This window comes from Nitratireductor mangrovi (genome assembly GCF_007922615.2).
Lineage (GTDB): Bacteria > Pseudomonadota > Alphaproteobacteria > Rhizobiales > Rhizobiaceae > Mangrovimarina > Mangrovimarina mangrovi.
The window spans coordinates 3,434,443-3,455,640 of the sequence record NZ_CP042301.2 but is presented as its reverse complement, the minus strand read 5'-3'; the positions used below and the strand labels follow the sequence as shown (position 1 = coordinate 3,455,640).

Here is a 21,198-nt window from a genome sequence, read left to right as displayed (position 1 = left end):
CCTGCCTACCCTACCGATGCGGCCCGGCCGCGCGGGCCGCCAGCCGCGCCGCGGCGGCGCCGTGCGCAGCAAAACCCTCCAGATCGTCGAACAGCCCGGCGATCTCGGCAAAGACACTCGTGTCCGGCTCGTCGGCCGAGACCTCGTCGAGTTCGCCCAACAGGGCCGTGACGATGACGATCGCGTCGCGCATCTTGCGCGCATCGTCGAGACCGGTCGCTCGCATCCGGCGCGTCTCGTCGGCACCCGCGCGGGCAAGCAGCGCATCGGCCCTGTCACGGCAAAGGCAGTCGAGGCCGGCTTCGCTGAGTTCGCGCCGCAGTCGCTCGACGACCGATGCTTCGCCTTGCAGCGACGCGCTGGCGTTTCTGCTGCGAGGCGACCAGTCCTGCCTCCTTACCGGCATGTTCCGTCTCCTGATTGAAGTGGCGTCAGATGCGTTGGGCGCTCAGCGCCCGGACGATACGGACAAGACGCGCCGGCAGCGTTTCCGGATCGTCGAGAACCAGCCGGATTCCGAGATTGTCGGGCGGCGTTCCGACCGCACAACCGCCGCTCTTGCCGTCGCGGATGAAGTCGGACATGAAGGCGCGGTGGCTGCCCTCGGCGACATGCACGCCGCAGTTTTCGGTCCGATGCAGAACGCTCTTCCGATCATCGGCGAGCGTCACACGAACGTAGCAGGTCGAAGTCCACTCCCAGACATTGCCCGAAAGGTCCTCGACGCCATTGGTGTTCGGCCCGAAATGACCGCGCGGCTTTGGGCGGGGGTCCGGCTGGCGACGATAGGCAGCCTCCTCGCGATAACGCCGGATCCAGGCGATCGCGGGATTGTCGGGATCGTCGGCCTCCGAAAACTCCTCGCCGACGAACCGCTCGCCGGCGGCGAAGGCCCATTCGGCGGCGGTCGGCAGCCGCCAGCGCTGGCCGGTCGTGGCCGCATACCAGTCGGCATAGGCAATGGCGTCGAGGAAATTCACACCGGTCACCGGGACCGAGTCTGCGTTCCCGGCAGGTCGTGCGTCCGCCGGCTTGCAGGCACCGGCATCGACGCAGCGCTGGTAGTCCGTGAGGCTGACCTGGTGACGCATGACCCTCAGGCCATCGGGGAAGGTCGCCGTTTCGACGGTGGCCGAAACCGGCCTGCCGCCAACCAGGAACTCGCCAGGCAATTGGTAGTCGATGGCTCCCGGCGCGATCATCACCGTCTCGGCGGCCGTGATCGCCGGTCCACCTTGGGACGCAGACCAGTCGGCAAGCCCAAACGCGACAGGCGCGGCCACCGCGATTGCACCGCAGATTACCTCGAGGAGATGGGACGGCATGGCGTGTCCTCCGGAGACGATGGCCCGGCAGTTGCCGGGCCATCATGGCGAGGCGAGGTCCCCTCAGTTGGTGGGGATGGGACCGGGCGCCTCGACCTGTTTCATCAGGTCGTCGCTCCATTCGCCCTCGACCACGAAGTGGGCCGTCGCGCCGAGTTCCACCGCCTCTATGAGATTGTGGTTCACATAGGCGTAGATGCCGGGCTGCAGGAAGGTGTACAGCGCCGCGCCGGCCGATCCGCCGCGGATGAACCATGTTTCAAGATCCTTGGCTGGCGGATTGGCGAACTTGCCTTCTTCCCAGACATAGTCGCCATGGCCTCCGATCAGATGAGGCCGGGTATCACGATTGGCCTGCGAATGAACGATCAACACGGTGTCGCCGACCTTCGCCTTCATCGCGTTGTCGCCGGTCAGGGCTCCCTTGGCGCCGTTGAAGACGACATGGCTCGGGATCAGGCCGCGCATGACCTCAACCGTATCGGCGTAGGAGTCGCCCGCCGATTCATAGGACTTGAAGCTGCCGTTCTCGTCCTTGGGAACGTAGAAGTCGTTTTCGCCGATGTAGAACACCTTGTCGTAGCTGACCGGCTCGCCCCTGTCGTTCTTCAAGCCTTCCCGCGGCAGGACCATGATGGTGCCGCTCATGCCGGACACGACGTGCCACGGGATCATCGCTCCCTCCGGCGCACAGTGATAGACGAACGTGCCGGTGCGGGTTGCCTTGAAGCGCAGCTTCACCTGCTCGCCAGGCATGATCAGCGTCAGGGCTCCACCACCGAGCGCGCCGGTTGCCGCGTGGAAATCGATGTTGTGCGGCATGGAGTTCGTCTCGGGGTTGACGAGCGTCAATTCGACATAGTCGCCCTCGTGGACGACCATCATCGGCCCGGGGATCGAACCGTTGAAGGTCATGCCCTGCAGCGTCGTGCCCTCGTCGTCGATGACGACGGCCTTTTCCTCGATCGGCAACACAAACTCGACGACCTTGGGACCGCCCTTGGCGACCTGGTCATGCGCATGGACGAAAGGCGGCGCGACCAGCGTCACCTTCTCGCGCGGTAGCGCCGCGATCTCGGTTTCGCCGGCGGCAGAAGCCAATGTCGGCATCGCGGCCAGCATCGCGGCCGCCGCCGCCCCCATCAGTGCCTGGCGTCGCGTGAACATCTCGGTTCTCCTTCTCGATCCGTCATTGTTGATGAACTGAACCTACGACCTGAAGGCCGAGGGCTCTTTGCTACAGAACAAACAACGAGCGGATTCAGGTGGAAGCCCGTCTCGCGATCAAAGGGGAGTTCATGCAAAGCAACGCGGGCAGATGGAGGGACGGCGTTGGGAGGGCGTCCCACCACCCCCCCCAATGGAAGCCATGATGGCCTCTTGCCCCCTCGGCGGGACTCCCGGCAAGACAATGGAGTGACGGCCAGGGCCCCTGGACCCACCCCGTCAGCCAGTCAAATGTCAGTCAGGCTCGTCGCCGTCGAGCAATATCCGCTCCGCCGCGCCATCGAGATCGTCGTACTGGCCGCTGTTGAGAGACCAAAGGAAGGCGACCAGGCCGATCGCCCCGAGAAAGAGCGCGATCGGGATGAGGATGACGAGATTGGTCATGACGCTGACCCACCTGAAGTCGCAGGCACGTGGGGCAAAGCCTCGCTGTGGAGCTGAATCCTATCGCGCGGAGCCGCAAGCCGCATGGCGTTGCCGATCACCAGCAGCGAGGAGACCGACATGGCGACAGCCGCGATCAGCGGCGTGACAAGGCCGGCAATGGCAACAGGAACGGCCAGCAGGTTGTAGACGATCGCCAGCGCAAAGTTCTGGCGGATCAGCCGGCCCGCCTTGCGCGAAATGTCGATCGCCAGCGGCACGGCCGCAAGGCTTTCACGCAGGAACACGAAATCCGCCGCGTTGCGGCCGATGTCGGCGGCCGTCGCCGGCGCCATCGAGACATGGGCGGCGGCAAGCGCTGGCGCGTCGTTAAGCCCGTCACCAACCATCAGCGTCTTTCGGCCTTCCGCGGCAAGTGCGGCGAGCCTGGCGGCCTTGTCCCCGGGCAGCACCCCTGCATCGAAACTGGAGATGGCGAGCCGATCGGCAACCGCCGCCACGGCCGCGGGTCGATCACCGGAAATCAGGCCGACATCAAGCCCGCGCGACCGGAGATCATCGACAGCGTCTTCCGCGCCTGGCCGCAGCCGCTCTTCGAAGCGGAAGACGACTCTCGCGATACCGTTGTGCGACAGAACCGTGCCCTCGTGGCCGGCGGCTTTGTCAGCCGGTCCGGCAACCGCCCAATCGGCGCGGCCGAGCCGCCAGATATCCCCCCGGCACGCTGCCTCGATCCCCCGGCCCGCCACCTCGTCAACGCTGTCGAACGCAATCGCCGCACCGTTGGAACCGGCCGCAACGATGGCCTTCGAATAAGGATGCCGCGAATGCCCGGCCATTGTCGCAGCGATCGCGAGGTCCGCGGCGTCGATGTCGGCTGTGTCGGCCAACCGCGGAACGCCGGTCGTCAGCGTGCCGGTCTTGTCGAAGACGACCGTATCGACTTCGGCCAATCGCTCCATCGCCGAGCCATCCTTGACCATCATGCCGTTCTCGAAAAGCCGGCGGGCAGCGACAACCTGCACGATCGGAACGGCGAGTCCGAGGGCGCAAGGACAGGTGATGATCAGGACCGCTATGGCGATGGTGATCGCACGGTGCCAGTCGCCGGTTGCCGCCAGCCAGCCCAGGAAAGTGACCAGAGCGGTCAGGTGGACGACCGGCGAATAGAGCGCGGAGGCGCGATCGGCGATCCGCCGGTAACGGGCGCGCCCGCCCTCGGCGGCCTCCATCATGTCCACCATTTCGGCAAGGAAGGAGTCACGTGCCGCAGCAGTCGCCTCGATGGTGAGCGGCCGCGCCAGGTTTAGCGTGCCGGCGCGTACGACGGTTCCGTGGAAAGCAGGCGACGGAGTGCTCTCCCCGGTGATGAGCGAGCAGTCGAGATCGGACTGGCCACGGAAGACGAAGCCATCGACCGGAATGCGCTCGCCTGCGGCGATCATCAGCCGCATGCCGGGCTCGATTTCCTCAAGGGGCAGATAGTCGCGCGCACCATCGTGGCGCTCGACCCTGGCGCCGCGCGGGGCGAGCTTCGCCAGCCCCGCGACCGTAGCGCGGGTGCGTTCGCGCATCACGTGGTCGAGCGTGCGACCGATGAGGAGGAAGAAGAGCAACGATACCGAGGCATCGAAATAGGCGTGCTGGCCGTGATTGATCGTCTCATAGAGGCTCATGCCGTAGGCGAGCGACACGCCGAGCGCGATCGGCACATCCATGTTCATGCGCCCGTGCGACAGGGCGTTCCAGGCGGACCGATAGAAGATGCGCCCAGCATAGGCGAGCGCGGGAATGGCGATCAGTGCCGAAAGCCAGTGGAAAAGGTCGCGCGTCGCCTCTTGCGCTCCAGACCACACCGAGACCGACAGGAGCATGATGTTGCCGGCGGCAAATCCGGCAACGCCGACCGCGCGGATCATTTCGCGCAGCGTTTCATCGCGCGCGGCCTCACCGGTGTCGAAGAGGTGGGCGGCGTAGCCGAGCCGGTTCAATGCGGCGACGATCGGCGGCTCGGCATTTTCGCGCCAGCGCACCGACACACGCTTGGTGGAAAGGTTGACGCGCGCCGCCTCAACGCCGCGCAAACGCCCGAGTTCGGTCTCGATCGCATGGATGCAGGCGCCGCAATGAACCCCCGGCACCGAAAGATCCGATTGGCGAATGCCCTCGCCGACCGGCCGGCTGGCAAGGCGCAGTTCCTCGGGCGACGGGCCTGCCCGCTCGACCTCGTCAAGACTTGCCTCGGTGCCGGGCGCGCAGCAGCTCATCTCAGTGCCCCGCTGCGGACGAAAATCCGGCTGGTGTGACGAAAGGTTTGCCCCGCTTGCGTAATGGCGCTGACCTCGACGATCCAAACCCCGTCCTCCAGGTCGACGGTAGCTTCGGTGCTGCCGGCGCCCGCCGGCGCCAGTTCGAGCGTGATGTCATCGGCCGCTGAAACCGGGCGATAGAGCGAAGCCTTCGCGCCGTGAAGCGTGATCGCCTCCCCCTCGGCGCCGGCGAGCGAGAAAGTCAGCCGCCCCTCGCCGAGCGTGAGTTGGGGCCGCCAGCCCAGTGCTGCCTGGCGTCGGGCCGCCTGCGCCTTCTCATTGAACTCTTGGCTGGCGATGTAGGAATTCCTCACGACGAACCCACTCCAGCTGCCGGCGGCGAAAGTCGCCATGGTCATGTTCACGGCGATGATGATGCCGAAGAAGGCCAGCATGATGAACAGCATGTGGCGCCCGGTGAATTCCTTGTTCATTGCGAAGCCTCCGGCGCGTTGAAGGTGGCGACATAGGTGTCGGTCTCGAAGCTCGCCTTGTCCTCGACCACGAAGCGGAAGGACTGAGCGGTGCCTTCGACATGCGCAGCGGGCTGGCGCACGAAGACCTTGAGCGTACGTAGCCGGTCGGGTTCGACGGGCACCGCCAGCGAACGGCCTTCGGGCTGGTCGATCCCGTTGGCCGACATCAGGCCACCGGGCAGGCCCTCGAGTGACAGGAAGATCACGCGCGGCTCGGGGATCATGTTCAAGAGCTTGACGGTAAAGCCGTTGCGGATCGAACCGTCCGACAGCGTCACGAATTGCGGGTTGCGGTCATGCAGCACGTTGACCTCGAGCCGGTCCCGGCTGAGTAGTGCGTAGAGCATGATCAGGCCGGCTAGCGCCCAGGCACCGAAATAGATGAAGGTGCGTGCGCGGAAGATCTTCGCAGGATGGAAATGGGCAAGTCCGTCGACAAGCCTGCCGCCTTCCTCATCGCGCACACGCCGCGGGTCGAGCGCCGAGGTGCCACCTGCTGTCGCGATGCTCATATTGGCGTTGTAGTCGCTCAGCGTCGCATAGGAGATCAGGCCCCGTTCCTTGCCGATCTTGTCCATCACCGAGTCGCAGGCATCGATGCATAGCGCGCAGGTGATGCACTCGAGCTGCTGGCCGTCGCGGATGTCGATGCCCATCGGGCAGACGGCCACGCAGGCGTTGCAGTCGACGCAGTCGCCGACTACCTCGCCAGCGGCAGCGGCCTTCTTGGCATGGCGCGAACGCGGCTCGCCGCGCCAGTCGTTGTAGGTGACGGTGAGCGAATTCTCGTCGAGCATCGCGGCCTGGATGCGCGGCCAGGGGCACATATATGTGCAGACCTGCTCGCGCATCAGGCCACCGAAGACATAGGTCGTCGCCGTCAGCACCGCGACGGTGATGTAGGCGACCGGCGCGGCACGTCCGGTGACGACATCGACCAGCAGGGTCGGCGCGTCCGCAAAATAGAAAATCCAGGCGCCGCCAGTCAGAACCGCGATAAGGAGCCATATCACGTGCTTGGCGGTGCGCCTGGTGACCTTATTCAAGGTCCAAGGGGATTTGTCGAGCTTGATGCGGGCATTGCGTTCACCCTCGGCCCAGCGCTCGACCACAAGGAAGAGGTCGACCCAGACCGTCTGCGGGCATGCGTAGCCGCACCATGCGCGACCGACGGTCGAGGTGATGAGAAACAGACCAATGCCGGCCATCACGAGGAGGCCGGCGACAAAGAAGAACTCCTGCGGCCAGATCTCGATGAAGAAGAAATAGAAGCGCCGGTTGGCGAGGTCGACGAGGACGGCCTGGTCCGGCGCATGCGGCCCGCGGTCCCAGCGCAGCCAAGGTGTGAGGTAGTAGATACCGAGTGTGACCAGCATCACCAGCCACTTGAAGCGACGGAAGGTGCCCGAGGCGCGCTTGGGAAAGATCTTCTTGCGCGGCGCGTAGAGCGGTTGCCGGACCTTGGCCGAATTGACGGCCTCGGCATCCAGTCGCTCGACTTCGGAGGTGTTCAGCATGTCTCGTCTCCGGGCGGACGCTTCAGGGGACCGCGCCTCGCAAGGCGGGAGCGCGACTGTGACGCGGACCGCAGCATGACGCATGCCCTATGCGGCGCGTCGAAACCTTGATGCAGGTCAAGGGCGGCGGATGCCGACAGAAAAAGGGCCCGGCACGAAGCCGGGCCCCCTTCGCCTGGACGGGCCCAGGGCAAACAGGGAGGTTCCCGCCAATCCCTACTCGCCACCGCCAAGCGAATGCACGTAGACCGCCAATTCCTTCACCGTGACCGGGCCCAGCCTTTCGCCCCAGGCCGGCATGACGCCGTTCTGCGGGCGGCGGACCTGAGCGGCGATATCAGCGGCGCTATCGCCGTAGAGCCAGATCGCATCGGTCAGGTCGGGTGCGCCGAGTTCGGTCATGCCTTTGCCGCGGTCACCGTGACATGCGGCGCAATTGTCGGCGAAGACCGTGGCGCCGGCCTCCACCGAAGCCGCGTCCGCCGTCCCTCCGGCGAGAGACACGACGTAGTTCGCCACATCCTTGATCTGCGTCGGCTCGAGGAAATCGAAGGCGGGCATCTCCGACAGCCGCGTCTCGTCGTCGCCGGCAAAGCGGATGCCGTGCGCGATCGTCGTCTGGATATCTTCGATCGCGCCACCCCACAGCCACTCATCGTCGTTGAGGTTCGGATAGCCGGGGGACCCTTGCGCACCGGAACCGTGGCACTGGACGCAATTGACCTTGAAGGCGGCCGCGCCAGCAGCCGCTGCGAACTGGCGCAGTTGGTCGTTGGCAAGCACCGCCGCGACATCCGTTTCCGCTATCGCGCTTACATACTCGCCTTTGGCGGCTTCCGCCGCCTGCAGCTCCTGCCGGACCTCCTTCCGGCTCGAATAGCCGAGCAAGCCTTCGGTTGCCGTCGAGATCAGCGGCCAGGCCGGATAGGCGATCATGTAGGCGAGCGACCACGCGATGGTGGCATAGAAGGTCCACACCCACCATCGCGGCAAGGGATTGTTGAGCTCGCGAATGCCATCCCACTCGTGACCGGTGGTCGCGACGCCGGTCGCCTCGTCGATATGCTGCTGTTCGCTCATGATCAGTCGTCCTTGAGGGGGATCTGCGCGGCGCGGTCGGCGGCCTGGCGGCTGCCGGGGCGGAAGGCGAAGACGATGACGCCGACGAAGAAGACGGCCATGGCGAGCAGCGCCCAGCTGTCGGCGAACTCGCGCATCGTGTCGTAGTCCATTGCGCTCTCCTCAGCGGTAGCCGGCGGCTTCGTCATAGGTGGAAAAATCCACCAGGGTGCCGAGCATCTGCAGATAGGCGACGAGTGCGTCCATCTCGGTCAGCGCCGCCGGGTCGCCGTCGAAGTCTCCCAGCTTGGCCTTCGGATAGCGGGCCTCGACGCCAGACGTGTCGGCGTTGGGATCGGCCTGGGCGACGAGGTCCGCCGCTGCTTCGGCCATCATTTCGTCGGTGTAGGGTACGCCGACGGCGCGATTGGCCCGGAGGTGATAGGCGATATCGTCGACCGCCAGCGGCGTGTCCTTCAGGAAGGCGTAGCTGGGCATGATCGATTCCGGCACCACCGAGCGTGGCTCGATCAAGTGCTGGACATGCCATTCGTCGGAATAGCGGTCACCAACGCGGGCAAGGTCCGGTCCCGTCCGCTTCGAACCCCACTGGAACGGATGGTCGTACATCGACTCGGCGGCGAGGCTGTAATGCCCGTAGCGTTCGACCTCGTCGCGGAAGGGCCGGATCATCTGCGAGTGGCAGACATAGCAGCCCTCGCGGATGTAGATGTTGCGGCCGGCGAGTTCGAGCGGCGAATAAGGACGCATGCCTTCCACCTTCTCGATCGTGTTCTCGAGGTAGAAGAGCGGCGCGATTTCGACGATGCCGCCGACGGTGACCACCAGGAAGGAACCCGCGAGCAGAAGCGTCGCGTTCTTCTCCAGGATTGCGTGCTTGTCCATCAAGGCCATGGAAACGGCTCCTTACTGGGCGGGCTGAAGGGAAGGCGCGGGAACGGCGCCGCCGATGGGTTCTTCCTGCCGCTCGTGGCCAAGGATGGTCATGACGATGTTCCACGCCATGACAAGCGCTCCGGCCAGATAGAGAACGCCGCCAAGCGCGCGCAGCACGTAGTAGGGGAACATGGCCGCCACCGATTCCGCGAAGGAGTAGACCAGGAAACCCTGCTCGTCGTATTCGCGCCACATCAGGCCCTGCTGGATGCCCGACACCCACATCACCGCCGCGTAGACAACGATGCCGAGGGTGGCGAGCCAGAAGTGCCAGGTAACCAGCCGCAGCGAGTAGAGCCGTTCGCGGTTCCAAAGCTTGGGCACCATGTAGTAGACCGCGCCGAACGAAATCATGCCGACCCAGCCGAGCGCACCCGAATGGACATGACCGATCGTCCAGTCCGTGTAGTGGCTCAGCGAGTTGACCGCCTTGATGGACATCATCGGCCCTTCGAAGGTCGACATGCCGTAGAAGGCGATGGCCATCACCATCATGCGGACTATCGGGTCGGTCCTGAGCTTGTCCCACGCCCCCGAGAGCGTCATCAGGCCGTTGATCATGCCGCCCCAGGACGGCATCCACAGCATCACCGAGAACACCATGCCGAGCGTCTGCGCCCAGTCGGGCAGAGCCGTGTAATGAAGGTGATGCGGGCCGGCCCAGATATAGAGGAAGATCAGCGCCCAGAAATGGATGATCGACAGCCGGTAGGAATAGACCGGGCGGTTCACCTGCTTGGGCACGAAGTAGTACATCATGCCCAGGAAACCCGCGGTCAGGAAGAAGCCGACGGCGTTGTGGCCGTACCACCACTGCGTCAGCGCGTCCTGCACCCCGGCGAAGGCCGAGTAACTCTTGGAGCCAAGCAACGACACCGGGATCGCCAGATTGTTCACCACATGCAGCATCGCGATGGTCACGATGAAGGAGAGGTAGAACCAGTTGGCGACGTAGATGTGTGGTTCCTTGCGCTTCAGGATGGTACCGAGGAACACGACGAGATAAGCGACCCAGACCAGCGTCAGCCACAGATCGACGTACCACTCCGGTTCGGCGTATTCGCGGCTTTGGGTGATGCCGAGCAGATAGCCGGTGGCCGCCATGACGATGAAGAGCTGGTAGCCCCAGAACACGAACCACGCCAGGTCGCCGCCGAAGAGGCGCGCACGCGAGGTCCGCTGCACGACGTAGAACGACGTCGCGATCAGCGCATTGCCGCCGAAGGCGAAGATCACCGCGGAGGTATGCAGCGGCCGCACGCGGCCGAAGTTGAACCACGGCTCGATATTGAGGTCGGGGAAGGCAAGTTGAAGCGCAGCCACGACGCCCACCAGGAAGCCGACGATTCCCCAAACGAGCGTTGCGATCGCCCCGTATTGGACCGGGCCGTCCATATAGGCTGAGGGGTCGACCGGTCTGGCCGGCGCGAAGCTGGTTTTGCGCATCAGCACGATGCCGGAAGCCAGCATGACGAAGAAAAGAACCCACATATGAGCGCCGAACTGCGCGTCGCGCGCAAACGCCGCGCCGACCAGCGCCAGGAAGGTCATCAAGCCGATCCCCGCGATCGCGGTGCCATGTCTCATCGCGTACCCTCGAAAATGTCTCGTGCGGTCGGATCGCCGCGCTTCCGGTGATCCGCAACGTCTCTGACCACGCTTCGCCGGTCGCTCGCCTTGATCTGTGTCAAGGTCGGTCGTGCCGCCCACCGCCAGTCTTCGTACAAGACAACGCTGGGGAGCAGTCGCTTGGCGACCAGGATCAAACAGGCTCGAAGGGCGCAGCGGACTGACGGCTTAGTCGAGGCAAAGATCCGTTTCGTTCAGGATCCAAGCGCGTCGCCGGGCGATCTGCTGCGTCGGGCCCATGAGGTGAAACGCGACCTTTGCTCGGCACTCGAACAGATCGCGGATGCGCTGCCCGATGGAGTCGACAGGATGCGGTGTCTGCGACTTGCCAACGTGTTGGCGCCGGCGTTGCGCGACATTCATGTCTGCGAGGAAATGAAGGTTTTTCCTGCCTATGTCGTGGCGTCTGGCGAAGAGCGCGACTCACAAACGCTGCGGCGTCTGCGCGCTGAGCATGTCGAAGATCAATGCTTCGCCGATGAGGTGACTGAAGTCCTGATGGCGATCGGACACGGTGACCACATCAGGAATGCCGAGGCCACCGGGTTCATGCTGCGCGGACTGTTCGAGACGATGCGCCGCCACATGGCTTTCGAAAGCGAGCACCTCTTGCCGCGTATCGAAGCCTGGCACGGATGAGCCGAGCACAAGTCTGGCTCAGTTGCCGCAGCGCGTCTCCAGCCGCCGCTGATCGTTGACGATTACACGTCTGTTGTTCTCGATGCTGATGACGCCTTCGGTGCGCAGCTTCGTCAACTGGCGGCTCACGGTTTCGATCGTCAGGCCAAGAAAGTCGGCGATGTCGGACCGGGTGAGCGGCAAGTCGAAGGTGACCGATCCGGTTTGCGAGGCCAAGGTCGGATCAATGTTGCGGGCGATCAGCAGCAGGAGGCTCGCTACTTTTTCTGCTGCCGTCTTGCGGCCGAGCGTAACCATCCAGTCGCGGGCCTCGTCCAGTTCCTTCAGCGTCTGCTCTAGAAGCCGGCGCTCGAGACCGGGCGATTCCCGCATCATGCGCTCAACCGCGGCCTTGGGAAACGTGCACAGCGTCACGTCGGTCGCTGCCTCGGCACTGATGGCACTTTCGGGACGGAACGGCCGTCCGAGAAAATCGGGCGCGAACTGCAGCCCGACGATCTGCTGGCGGCCGTCCGAAAGCATCTTGGAAAGCTTCACGACGCCTGACAGCACATTGGAATAGGTTTCGACCGGCTCACTATCGCCGATCAATTCCGCTCCGCTATCCGCCTTGTGCTTGCGGGAAACCTTCGAGAGTGCGACGAGCTGTGCGGAGTCCAGTGCACCGCAGACGCCGCGGTGGCGCGCCTCGCAGGAGGCGCAGAGCGCCGGGGTTCCGTCGGTATGTACGTCTTTGCGCAAATGCAGCCACCAGTCTGAAACGCCGATAGCATCATAGCGCCTGACCAGCGCTGCGTCAGTTTGTCTTGCAAAGGCGCGATTGATCGGGGTCAAAGCGAAAGGCGACAGATTTCGAGATGACACTCCGGTTTGCGCAGGAGAGTCGCCCGAAATGACTGATTCACGTCGCGCCGGTGAAACGGCGCCACGCTATACAAGCTACCCTACCGCGCCGCACTTTCATGCCGGTGTCCGCGGCCGGCAGGTACGCACGTGGATGCAGACGATACCGGCTGGCGAAGCGATGTCGCTTTATGTCCACATCCCGTTCTGCGACCGCCTGTGCTGGTTCTGCGCATGCCATACCAAGCACACACTCCGCTACGAACCGGTCACCGAATATCTCGACGTGTTGTTCGACGAGATTCGCCTTGCCGGCAGCCACGTGCCCGCCGGTGTTGTGGTTCGTGCACTCCATTTCGGTGGCGGCTCGCCGACGATGCTGAAGCCTGCCGACCTGACGCAGCTTTCACGTCTGCTGCGCGACACCTTCGCCTTCGCCGACGATGCCGAGATCAGCGTCGAGATCGACCCGAACGACATAAGCGAAGAAACGCTGGACGCCCTTGCCGCGATCCGCATGACGCGGGCGAGCCTCGGCATCCAGGACTTCGATCCCAGGGTTCAGAGGGCGATCAACCGGGAGCAGAGTTTTGAGACGACCAGCACGGTGATCAAAGGGTTGCGGCGGCGCGGCGTCGGGTCGGTGAACCTGGACCTCGTCTACGGCCTGCCGCATCAGACCGTCGCGGGCATCGCGGCAACCGTCGCGCAGGTCCTGACACTGGCACCCGACCGGATCGCGCTTTTCGGCTATGCGCACGTGCCCTGGTTCAAGAAGCACCAGACGATGATCAAGGAAGCCTGGCTGCCGGACACGGAGCAAAGGATCGCGCAATCGCGCCGTGCTGCCGAACTCATCCTCGAAGCTGGTTACACCCCAATCGGGCTCGACCACTTCGCTCGACCTGACGACAGCCTCGCCAAGGCGGCGACGACCGGGCGCCTCAGACGCAACTTCCAGGGATACACCGACGACAACTGCGAAACGCTGATCGGCTTCGGTCCTTCCTCGATCAGCCGCTACCGCCAGGGCTATGCGCAAAACACACCGGCCATGGGCGAATATCAGCGGTTGGTGGCCGGGGGTACACTGCCGGTGTCGCGCGGATTCGTGCTCTCGAACGAAGACAGGGCACGGGCCTGGGTGATCGAGCGCCTGATGTGCGACTTTTCCTTCTCTGGTCGCGAGGCGGTGCGGCTCTTCGGCGACGTGGGCCATCGTATCGTCGAGGAAGCGCGCGGGGTCGCCGGAACCGAACCCGACCTGCTCGAGCAGGTCGGCGACCTGTTTTCGATCCGTGCCGACTCGCGGCCGCTTGCCAGGATCGCGGCGTCGAAATTCGATCCTTACCTGTCGCGCGGCGAGGCTCGCCATTCCGTCGCCGTGTAGGCGGTCGACAGACAAAAAAGCCGGCGAATCGAAATTCGCCGGCAATTCGCGAGGATAGGAGACGTATCTCGCGCTGGATCAGACACACATATCCAACAGCGCCTCTGGCTTCAGGATGTCGACGCTTCGAGAACCGCTGAGGCGGATGTAGCCCTTGGCCCGAAACTTCGAGAAGACCCGTGACACGGTCTCGATCGTAAGGCCGAGATAGTCGCCAATGTCAGCACGCGACATCGCCAGTTCAATGCTTGGCAACTCGCCCTGGCGATCCATCATGTCGAGCAGGAAAGCGGCGACGCGTTCGCATGCATGCTGGCGACCGACCACCATGAGGTGCTCCTGGGCGCGGACCAACGCCGCAAGCGCGAGCGGCAGGATCTCGCGCGAAACGTCGGCACCGACCGGCAGCGTGTAGATACGGACGGCCGAGCCGCATATCGCTTCGGCGAAGAAGTGGTGATGGCCATCGGACTCGAAACCGAACACCTCGCCGGCGACGTGGAAAGCACTGATCTGTCGGCGACCGTCGGCCATGAGGCGGTAGACACGCACTGCACCGAACTCGACCTGGTAAAGTGCACGGGCCTTTTCGCCCTGTCCGTAGATCTCTGCATTGGCTGAGTAGAACTGCACCTGGTGCGGCTGCGCGGCGGCAAGGGCAGCCGGACCCTGGGCACCGTTGTGGCCGCGCAGGTGGATGCTTTGAGGGCGGGAGGCTGGGGCAGTCATGGCTGGTCTCCAAACTGGCTGTCGGAGCAATCAATGCCGTAAAGCGGAATCGGTCGAAATTCGGTTATGTCCCTAGGGGAAACTACGTACGCCGGGCGACCGCTCAGCGCCGCGCAAGGGCGCTGCCTACGGCTTCGATGACCGAACGTCCGAGAAGCGGCTTCTCGACGAATCGGATTACCTCCGGGATCGAAAAGTCCTTCCTCTGGTCGACCAGAAGCACCACCGGCCGCGCCAGCGCTGCCAGTTCACCTAACCGCAGCGGCGACTTGCCGATCAGTTTGTGATCAACGATCACGCAGTCATAGTCTGTAAGTTCGGCGGCATCCCTCAACGCATCGACGACGCGCACGGTATGCCCTTCGGCTTCGAGCATGAAGCACAACGACGTCTGCACGGCCGGCTCCGGACAGACGATGATGATTCGCGCCTTTTGCGGCAAGGCCGTTCGACTCCCTGGCACGCTGGCGTAAGCCACGTGAGCGGCGAGAATGGCTACCGACAGGGCAATTGGCTTTGCGCTGGATCAATCCGAGGTCGGCTCTGCGCCCGCGCCAAGGACCATGCGCACCAGTTCGGGCAGGTTCTTGGCCTGCATTTTGGCCATGACATTGGCGCGGTGAACCTCGACCGTGCGCGGACTGATGTCGAGGTCGTAGGCGATCGTCTTGTTCGGCAGACCGGCGACCACGGCGCGCATGACCTGTCGTTCGCGATCGGTCAGATCGGCCAGCCGGCTGCGTACGGCCTCATCGTCCTCGGCCCTCGGTCGCTGAACAAGCTCGGCGACGGCGCGATCCACCGCCTCCAGAAGCACCTCGTCGGCGAACGGCTTTTCGATGAAGTCGAGTGCGCCGGCCTTCATCGCTTCGACAGCCATCGGAACATCGCCGTGGCCGGTAATGACGATGGTCGGCAACATCGCCCCGTCGTCACGCAGCCGGCGAAGCAGGTCGACGCCGCTCATGTCCGGCATCCTGAGATCCGTGATCAGGCAAGCGTTCCGCAGTTCCCTGGCTATCGACAGAAAGGCCGTGGCCGATTCATGGGCGCGCGCCGCATGACCCGAGACCGACAACAGGAAGGCTAGCGACTTCCTGACGGGCTCCTCATCATCGACGATGTGAATGATGACGTCACTGCTCATCCGGAGCGTCCTGATCCTCGATTGCCGGCAAGGTAAAGCTGAACGTAGCCCCGCCCCGCTCGTTAGGCCGCATGGTCAGCTCGCCTCCGTGCGCCTCGACTATGCGCTTCGAAATCGAAAGTCCAATGCCCATTCCGCCCGGTTTGCTGGTGGTAAACGGCTTGAAGAGCTGATCGACGACTTCGTCGGACACGCCGCCTCCGGTATCGGCAATCTCGACCAGAATGCCGCCACCTGCGCTGGCGCCCACATGTACCGAAAGTTCGCGCCGCTCGCTGTCCTTCATCGCTTCGAGGGCGTTGCGTATCAGGTTGATGAGCACTTGCTGGATCTGCACGCGATCGATCATGACGGACACCGGTCCGTCTTGGAAGTCGAACAGGGTACGCACGCCGAGTTCTCGCGAGCCGACCAGCGCCAGGGCGCCAGCCTCCTCCACCAGCTTGCGGATGTCCTCAGGCTGTTTCTCGGTTTCGCCGCGGGTCACGAACTCGCGCAGATGCCGAATGATCTGTCCGGCGCGCAGGGACTGGCTCGCCGTCTCCTCGAGCGCGTCGCGCATGCGTTCGGCGACCGGATCGTCCATGTTCTTCAGGAGCCGATTGCAGCCCTGGACGTAGTTGGCGATCGCCGACAGCGGCTGGTTGAGTTCGTGGGCCAGGGTCGAAGCCATCTCGCCGAGCTCGTTGAGGCGCGCAAGCCGCGCAAGCTCGCCTTGGATCTCCTCCAGCCTGGCTTCCGATTCGGCGCGCTCGGTCAGATCGCGGATGAAACCGGTAAAGAACCGTTGGCCGCCACTTTGCATCTCACCGACCGCCAGCTTCATCGGAAAGGTCGAGCCATCCTTGCGCCGCCCCACGACCACGCGATCGATGCCGATGATCCGGCGCTCGCCGGTGCTCAGATAGCGGCCGATATAGCCGTCATGCTGGCCACGGTAGGGTTCCGGCATCAATATGCGGACGTTCTTCCCGACGGCTTCCTGTTCCGAATAGCCGAACTGGCGCACCGCGGCGCGATTGAACGAGATCATCTTCCCGGTCTCGTCGATGACGACCGTAGCGTCTGGGACCGTGTCGAGGATGGAATGCAAGTGCGCTTCGCGCGCACTCAGCCGCTGCACCGCTGCAGCCGCGGCGCCGCGTGCCCGCCGGTATGCCGCGCCGGCACCCACAAGGGCCGCGCCGACCGCGATCGACAGAACCGCGGCCACGGGATCCGGTCCGACAAGAGGCCAAAAGCTTGCTGCCGCCATCAAGGCTGCCGCGCTGAGCGTTATTGCAGCCGTTCCGGCAATCCAGCCGCCCAATGCACCGGCGAGCAGGGCAAGCGGCAACAACAGCGGCAGTAGCCAATCACCGCGCAACGGTTCGCCGATCACGCCAAGGGTCGCGAGAATCAGCAGCGGCCCCCCGAGAGCCGCCACATAGCCGTAGAATTCGCGTCCGGTTCCCCGGCCCTGAAACGTGCGCAAACCTCGGTCCCGTCAGGCGCAAAAACTGAAGTGCCGTTGAGGCTCTCGTACAAGATGTCCATCACCATGACAACGTTGGCGATTTACTCTCTCGCGGGAAGACCCGGCGACAGCGCGACGGCGACTGAACTGCCTTCTGCCTAATAAGAGATGGCGCGGCGATAGAGGTGCCAGGTCGCGTGCCCCAACACCGGCAAAACCACCATGAGACCGACAAAAAGCGGCAAACAGGCCACCACGACAGCAAGCGTGACGAAAACGCCCCACGCTACCATCACGACTGGACTGGCCAGCACCGTGCGGACACTCGTGATCATGGCCGTGATGAAGTCGACATCGCGGTCGAGCAGCAACGGTATCGCAATGACCGTAATGGAAAACAGGAAGAGCGACAGGAACGCCCCTACCACGTGACCCACCGCAAGGAAAAGCCAGCCCTGCGAGGTGGTCAGGACGAGGTCCGCGAACCGCTCCAGCGTCGCAAAGGACATGCGACCGAGGATGAGCGCTACCAGAAGGCGCACCTGGTACATCCACATCCAGAACACGAAAAGCATGACAAACGCCATCCATGACACTTCGCGCCGTCGCTGTGCCCATATCACGGCAAACACGGTGCTCCAGGTGACTTCCCGTCCAGCCTCCAGCCTGCGACTGACCTCGTAGAGCCCGACCGCGGCGAAGGGGCCTATGAGTGGGAAACCGATGGCGAAAGGATAAATGAGCCACGGCACCCCCCAGACCGCAAGGGCGAGAGTGATGGCGATGCCGATCAACGAGAAGACGCCACCAATCGCAAGGCCGATCACCGGGGCCTGTGCGAAATCCCATGCGCCGGCGACCAGGCACGCGCGCAGATCGTCGATTTCGATTCGACGAATGGAAGGTTGAACGCTACGCCCGCCCGATCCGTCCTGCACCTTGCCCATGACTCCTTCCCTTCATCGATCTGGAAACCAAGCACCATCAGCGCCAGGATGCCTTGACGGAAATCAAACTGGCGTGCTGCAGCGTATGCAGGTCGCAATAGGCCCTGCCGCGGCCTTTCCTCGCCTCGAAATGCGGCCGTAGGGCTACAGGCGGCAGAGGTGCTTTCCGAAACCTCCAACACCACTGGCCTCGGGAAGACCATTCGATGGTAGGCCGCTTACGTCGCGTTCCTTATCGTGTGGGCAAGGGCGCGCTCGGCAAGATCGCGGGAGTAGCCGTTCTCGGACGCCCAGCCCCGAAAGGCCGAGCGAACCCATGCGCGGTCGCGGTCCTGTCCGGCGTATCGCCGGGTGGCCGCGCATCTCTCAGCAACTTGGCCAGGATCATGTCGCTGTAAGGTGTTCCCCGCCGCGACGTGAACACGAGCTGGTCTTCATTCCCATGGACAAGGCGAGCTTCAAGCAGAGCGAACGCGCAAGGTGGTTTCGGGCTTGGCAAGCCAGAAGCGCCAACCAACGCGTTCTTCCTTGAAGTCTGCAGCTTGAGGTCTGCAAGGTCATGGTTGGCAGGCGATCGATTTAGTGGCTCCTCATCGTCCCCGCTGGGCGCTGATGAGATATTCCTTCATCTTCTGCGCGACCGGGGAAAGGGCCCGCTGGCGGTGCTGGAGCACCGACACTTCGCGGGCAATCGCAGGCTCCACGAGTTCCATCACCTTGACGTCGACCATGGGCGCGAGCAGGCGCGCATTCTCCGGCAGCACCGAAACGCCGAGCCCGGCCGCGATCATCGAGATCGCCGTGGTCGAAAAGCGGACCTCGTAGGCGGGGCGCAGCTCCGGCACCGCTTGCAGGAGCGCGCGGTCGACGAGGTCGCGCAGCGGGTTCTCCTTGGCGAGCGCGATCAGGTTTTCGCCGGCAAGGTCGGCCCAGCGTACCTTTTGCCGAGCCGCCAGCCGGTGATCGGAGCGGCACACCAGCACCAACCGGTCGCTCATCACGCGGGTCGAGACGATCTCAAGGTCCTCGTCGGCCACCGTGCCGATGGCGAGATCGACCTGGTTCTGCTTCAGAGCCGCCCTGATCTCTTCTTCAGGCATGTCGCGTACCTGGACGCTGATGTCGGGATAACGTTCACGGAAACGGGCGATCACGGGTGGCAGGAAGGTCGCGGCCAGAACAATGGCCGAGGCAATCAGCACGCGGCCGCGCTTGAGCGAAGCGAGTTCGTGGACGCTGTCGACGGCGATCTCCAGATCTTCGAGCACCTTGCGTGCCTGGGGCAGGAACTCGCGGCCGGCCCCGGTCAGGCTGACCATGCGCGTGTGGCGATCGAACAAACGCTGCCTGAGTTCGTTCTCGAGTTCCTTGACCAGAATGCTGACCGCCGACTGCGTAAGGCTGAGCTTGCCGGCGGCAAGGTGGAAGCGGCCGAGTTCGGCGACGGCGACAAAGGCCTGTATCTGTCGAAGCGTGATGTTCAAGCCGCCGGTCTGCTCCTCTCCACTGGCAGTCCGCGAGGGTCCGCCAAGTAGAGATTGAGCCGTCAGCGATTGTTTTTCAATCCGCAAGAAAAGGCGAAATTGTTTTCAGTACGGCATGAAAATATCGCGCGCCATCAATGCGCGACAGCGCGCGCAGCGGCCTCGCCGACATGACCGGCCATCAGCAGCCCCATCTCCTCCAGCCGCGACCGGTCGGGCGGCAGTTCGCCGACGAGTTCGCCGTGATACATGACGAGGATGCGGTCGCAGATCGCGAAAAGCTCTTCGAGCTCGGTCGAGATCAGAAGGATGGCGCGGCCGGCCTCGCGCTGGCGCAGCACCTCCTGCATGACCATTTCCATGGCGCCGATGTCGATGCCGCGGGTCAACTGGTTGATGAGCAGGAAGTCGGGATCGCGTGCGAGTTCGCGCGCGACGACAAGCTTCTGCTGGTTGCCGCCGGAAAGGTTCTGGATGCGTTCGTTCTCACTGGAGGTCTTGACCCGGAAGCGGCGGATCAGGTCGCGCGTATGGTCGGTGATCGCCCCGAAGTCGAGCAGGCCGCGCGAGGAGAATGGCGCCCGGTCGTAGCGCTGAAGCAATACGTTCTCCGTCAGCGGCAGCGGCAGAACGATGCCCATCTTGTGCCGGTCCTCGGGAATGTGGGCGATCGGGCGGCGGTTGACCTCGCTTGGGGGCAGACCCGTGATCTCCTCGCCATCGAGCCGCACCGAGCCGCCCTTGACCGGCAGCAGGCCGGTAAGCGCCAGTGCCAGCTCCGACTGGCCGTTGCCGGAAACGCCGGCGATCCCGACGATCTCCTTCTCTCTGACCTCGAACGAGACGCCGCGCACCGCCGGCAGGCCGATCTCGCTGTCGCAGGAAAGCTTGTCGACCGACAGCACGACGCGGCCGGGCTCGACCGCTGCGCGCGGCAGCTCCATCAGAACGTCACGGCCGACCATCATGCGCGCCAGTTCGCGCGGATTGGTCTCCGACGCCGCGGTGGTGAACACGATCCTGGCGTCGCGCATGACGCTGATGCGATCGCTGACCCGCATCACCTCGTCGAGCTTGTGCGAGATGAAGATGACGGTCTTGCCGTCCGCGACCAGTTCGCGCAGCAAAAGCAGCAGCCGGTCGGTCTCCTGCGGCGTCAGCACCGCGGTCGGCTCGTCGAGGATGAGAAGGTCGATGCCGTGGAACAGCACCTTGAGGATCTCGACGCGCTGCTGTTCGCCGACCGAAAGGTCCTGGATCAGCGCGTCCGGCCTGACATCGAGGCCGTAGCGGTCGCTCAACGCGCGGATGCGCCGGTGCACCTCCTCCCTGTCGTTGATGACCCGCGTCGGGGTGCCCTGGCCCAGCACGTAGTTTTCCGCCACGGTCAGGTTGGGCACGAGCATGAAATGCTGATGCACCATGCCGATGCCGTGGCGGATCGCCTCGCGCGGCGAACCGAGGCGCAGCGGCTCGCCCTTGTAGACGATCTGGCCCTCGTTCGGCGCCAGCACGCCGCACAGGATGTTCATCAGCACGCTCTTGCCGGCACCGTTCTCGCCGAGCAGCGTGTGGATCTCGTTCTTCTCGACCTCGAGAGTAACGCCGCCGCTGGCGACGAGGTCGCCGAAGCGCTTGTGGATGTTTTCCATGCGCAGGAAGGGCTTGTCGGTCATCGTC

General features: G+C 64.1%; 21 protein-coding genes. 2 read left to right on the top strand and 19 right to left on the bottom strand.

The genetic code is table 11. The features are described from left to right. Positions 1-10: 10 nt before the first annotated feature. The 11 genes from FQ775_RS16790 to ccoN form a co-directional block, all read right to left on the bottom strand. Positions 11-406: a hypothetical protein gene (locus FQ775_RS16790; RefSeq protein ID WP_146298535.1), complete on the bottom strand. Its 396-nt coding sequence runs from the start codon at positions 404-406 to the stop codon at positions 11-13. 25 nt (positions 407-431) lie between these two features. Then, entirely contained in the window at positions 432-1,325 is an 894-nt protein-coding gene (locus tag FQ775_RS16785) for an SUMF1/EgtB/PvdO family nonheme iron enzyme (protein ID WP_146298534.1), read from the bottom strand. A gap of 63 nt (positions 1,326-1,388) precedes the next feature. After that, positions 1,389-2,492, bottom strand: a complete 1,104-nt coding sequence (gene nirK / locus FQ775_RS16780; RefSeq protein WP_146298533.1) for a copper-containing nitrite reductase — start codon at positions 2,490-2,492, stop codon at positions 1,389-1,391. Positions 2,493-2,786: 294 nt separating this feature from the next. Then, positions 2,787-2,936 carry a cbb3-type cytochrome oxidase assembly protein CcoS gene (gene ccoS, locus FQ775_RS16775; protein ID WP_146298532.1) on the bottom strand — a complete coding sequence of 50 codons (150 nt, stop codon included), beginning with the start codon at positions 2,934-2,936 and terminating at the stop codon, positions 2,787-2,789. Then, entirely contained in the window at positions 2,933-5,203 is a 2,271-nt protein-coding gene (locus FQ775_RS16770) for a cation-translocating P-type ATPase (protein ID WP_146298531.1), read from the bottom strand. The genes ccoS and FQ775_RS16770 overlap by 4 nt, the downstream gene beginning before the upstream one ends. Next, entirely contained in the window at positions 5,200-5,679 is a 480-nt protein-coding gene (locus tag FQ775_RS16765; protein WP_146298530.1) for a FixH family protein, read from the bottom strand. The genes FQ775_RS16770 and FQ775_RS16765 overlap by 4 nt, the downstream gene beginning before the upstream one ends. Further along, the gene (gene ccoG / locus FQ775_RS16760) at positions 5,676-7,238 is read right to left on the bottom strand and encodes a cytochrome c oxidase accessory protein CcoG (protein ID WP_146298529.1); all 1,563 of its coding nucleotides are present in this window, start codon (positions 7,236-7,238) and stop codon (positions 5,676-5,678) included. Before ccoG ends, FQ775_RS16765 begins: the two co-directional genes overlap by 4 nt. Before the next feature lie 216 nt (positions 7,239-7,454). Beyond that, entirely contained in the window at positions 7,455-8,318 is an 864-nt protein-coding gene (ccoP, locus tag FQ775_RS16755; protein ID WP_146298528.1) for a cytochrome-c oxidase, cbb3-type subunit III, read from the bottom strand. Between the two features lie 2 nt (positions 8,319-8,320). Next, the gene (locus tag FQ775_RS16750) at positions 8,321-8,470 is read right to left on the bottom strand and encodes a cbb3-type cytochrome c oxidase subunit 3 (RefSeq protein WP_146298527.1); all 150 of its coding nucleotides are present in this window, start codon (positions 8,468-8,470) and stop codon (positions 8,321-8,323) included. Between the two features lie 10 nt (positions 8,471-8,480). Further along, entirely contained in the window at positions 8,481-9,212 is a 732-nt protein-coding gene (ccoO, locus tag FQ775_RS16745; protein WP_146298526.1) for a cytochrome-c oxidase, cbb3-type subunit II, read from the bottom strand. 12 nt (positions 9,213-9,224) lie between these two features. After that, positions 9,225-10,841 (bottom strand): cytochrome-c oxidase, cbb3-type subunit I, encoded by a 1,617-nt coding sequence (gene ccoN / locus FQ775_RS16740; protein ID WP_146298525.1) that lies wholly within the window; start codon positions 10,839-10,841, stop codon positions 9,225-9,227. Positions 10,842-11,003: 162 nt separating this feature from the next. Between ccoN and FQ775_RS16735 the strand changes: the two genes are divergently transcribed. Beyond that, complete coding sequence (locus FQ775_RS16735) at positions 11,004-11,522, top strand: hemerythrin domain-containing protein (protein ID WP_349291485.1); 519 nt, start codon at positions 11,004-11,006, stop codon at positions 11,520-11,522. A gap of 18 nt (positions 11,523-11,540) precedes the next feature. On the opposite strand, the gene FQ775_RS16730 is transcribed toward FQ775_RS16735, so the two are convergent. Continuing rightward, positions 11,541-12,269: a helix-turn-helix domain-containing protein gene (locus FQ775_RS16730; RefSeq protein WP_146301848.1), complete on the bottom strand. Its 729-nt coding sequence runs from the start codon at positions 12,267-12,269 to the stop codon at positions 11,541-11,543. A gap of 145 nt (positions 12,270-12,414) precedes the next feature. Here FQ775_RS16730 and hemN point away from each other — a divergent pair, with 145 nt between their 5' ends. After that, complete coding sequence (gene hemN / locus FQ775_RS16725; RefSeq protein ID WP_146298524.1) at positions 12,415-13,755, top strand: oxygen-independent coproporphyrinogen III oxidase; 1,341 nt, start codon at positions 12,415-12,417, stop codon at positions 13,753-13,755. Positions 13,756-13,833: 78 nt separating this feature from the next. Here the strand turns inward: hemN and FQ775_RS16720 are convergent, their stop codons facing one another. The 7 genes from FQ775_RS16720 to FQ775_RS16690 all read right to left on the bottom strand — a co-directional run bounded on the left by FQ775_RS16720 (position 13,834) and on the right by FQ775_RS16690 (position 21,194). Further along, positions 13,834-14,484 carry a helix-turn-helix domain-containing protein gene (locus FQ775_RS16720; RefSeq protein WP_146298523.1) on the bottom strand — a complete coding sequence of 217 codons (651 nt, stop codon included), beginning with the start codon at positions 14,482-14,484 and terminating at the stop codon, positions 13,834-13,836. Between the two features lie 103 nt (positions 14,485-14,587). Continuing rightward, entirely contained in the window at positions 14,588-14,881 is a 294-nt protein-coding gene (locus FQ775_RS16715; protein ID WP_146298522.1) for a response regulator transcription factor, read from the bottom strand. Positions 14,882-15,010: 129 nt separating this feature from the next. Beyond that, a complete protein-coding gene (gene fixJ, locus FQ775_RS16710) occupies positions 15,011-15,631 on the bottom strand; it encodes a response regulator FixJ (protein WP_146298521.1) in 621 nt (206 codons plus the stop codon). Further along, positions 15,621-17,105, bottom strand: a complete 1,485-nt coding sequence (locus tag FQ775_RS16705) for a PAS domain-containing sensor histidine kinase (RefSeq protein ID WP_432420032.1) — start codon at positions 17,103-17,105, stop codon at positions 15,621-15,623. Before FQ775_RS16705 ends, fixJ begins: the two co-directional genes overlap by 11 nt. 140 nt (positions 17,106-17,245) lie before the next feature. Continuing rightward, entirely contained in the window at positions 17,246-18,034 is a 789-nt protein-coding gene (locus tag FQ775_RS16700) for a DUF2189 domain-containing protein (protein WP_146298520.1), read from the bottom strand. Positions 18,035-18,624: 590 nt separating this feature from the next. Continuing rightward, entirely contained in the window at positions 18,625-19,518 is an 894-nt protein-coding gene (locus tag FQ775_RS16695; protein ID WP_146298519.1) for a LysR family transcriptional regulator, read from the bottom strand. Positions 19,519-19,652: 134 nt separating this feature from the next. Continuing rightward, complete coding sequence (locus FQ775_RS16690; RefSeq protein ID WP_146298518.1) at positions 19,653-21,194, bottom strand: ABC transporter ATP-binding protein; 1,542 nt, start codon at positions 21,192-21,194, stop codon at positions 19,653-19,655. Between the last annotated feature and the right edge of the window lie 4 nt (positions 21,195-21,198).

What these genes read in the sequence shown, in the direction of transcription:
- FQ775_RS16790 (WP_146298535.1), bottom strand. Translation starts at nt 406, where the DNA reads ATGCCGGTAAGGAGGCAGGACTGGTCGCCTCGCAGCAGAAACGCCAGC.
- FQ775_RS16785 (WP_146298534.1), bottom strand. Translation starts at nt 1,325, where the DNA reads ATGCCGTCCCATCTCCTCGAGGTAATCTGCGGTGCAATCGCGGTGGCC.
- nirK (WP_146298533.1), bottom strand. Translation starts at nt 2,492, where the DNA reads ATGTTCACGCGACGCCAGGCACTGATGGGGGCGGCGGCGGCCGCGATG.
- ccoS (WP_146298532.1), bottom strand. Translation starts at nt 2,936, where the DNA reads ATGACCAATCTCGTCATCCTCATCCCGATCGCGCTCTTTCTCGGGGCG.
- FQ775_RS16770 (WP_146298531.1), bottom strand. Translation starts at nt 5,203, where the DNA reads ATGAGCTGCTGCGCGCCCGGCACCGAGGCAAGTCTTGACGAGGTCGAG.
- FQ775_RS16765 (WP_146298530.1), bottom strand. Translation starts at nt 5,679, where the DNA reads ATGAACAAGGAATTCACCGGGCGCCACATGCTGTTCATCATGCTGGCC.
- ccoG (WP_146298529.1), bottom strand. Translation starts at nt 7,238, where the DNA reads ATGCTGAACACCTCCGAAGTCGAGCGACTGGATGCCGAGGCCGTCAAT.
- ccoP (WP_146298528.1), bottom strand. Translation starts at nt 8,318, where the DNA reads ATGAGCGAACAGCAGCATATCGACGAGGCGACCGGCGTCGCGACCACC.
- FQ775_RS16750 (WP_146298527.1), bottom strand. Translation starts at nt 8,470, where the DNA reads ATGGACTACGACACGATGCGCGAGTTCGCCGACAGCTGGGCGCTGCTC.
- ccoO (WP_146298526.1), bottom strand. Translation starts at nt 9,212, where the DNA reads ATGGCCTTGATGGACAAGCACGCAATCCTGGAGAAGAACGCGACGCTT.
- ccoN (WP_146298525.1), bottom strand. Translation starts at nt 10,841, where the DNA reads ATGAGACATGGCACCGCGATCGCGGGGATCGGCTTGATGACCTTCCTG.
- hemN (WP_146298524.1), top strand. Translation starts at nt 12,415, where the DNA reads ATGACTGATTCACGTCGCGCCGGTGAAACGGCGCCACGCTATACAAGC.
- FQ775_RS16720 (WP_146298523.1), bottom strand. Translation starts at nt 14,484, where the DNA reads ATGACTGCCCCAGCCTCCCGCCCTCAAAGCATCCACCTGCGCGGCCAC.
- fixJ (WP_146298521.1), bottom strand. Translation starts at nt 15,631, where the DNA reads ATGAGCAGTGACGTCATCATTCACATCGTCGATGATGAGGAGCCCGTC.
- FQ775_RS16700 (WP_146298520.1), bottom strand. Translation starts at nt 18,034, where the DNA reads ATGGGCAAGGTGCAGGACGGATCGGGCGGGCGTAGCGTTCAACCTTCC.
- FQ775_RS16690 (WP_146298518.1), bottom strand. Translation starts at nt 21,194, where the DNA reads ATGACCGACAAGCCCTTCCTGCGCATGGAAAACATCCACAAGCGCTTC.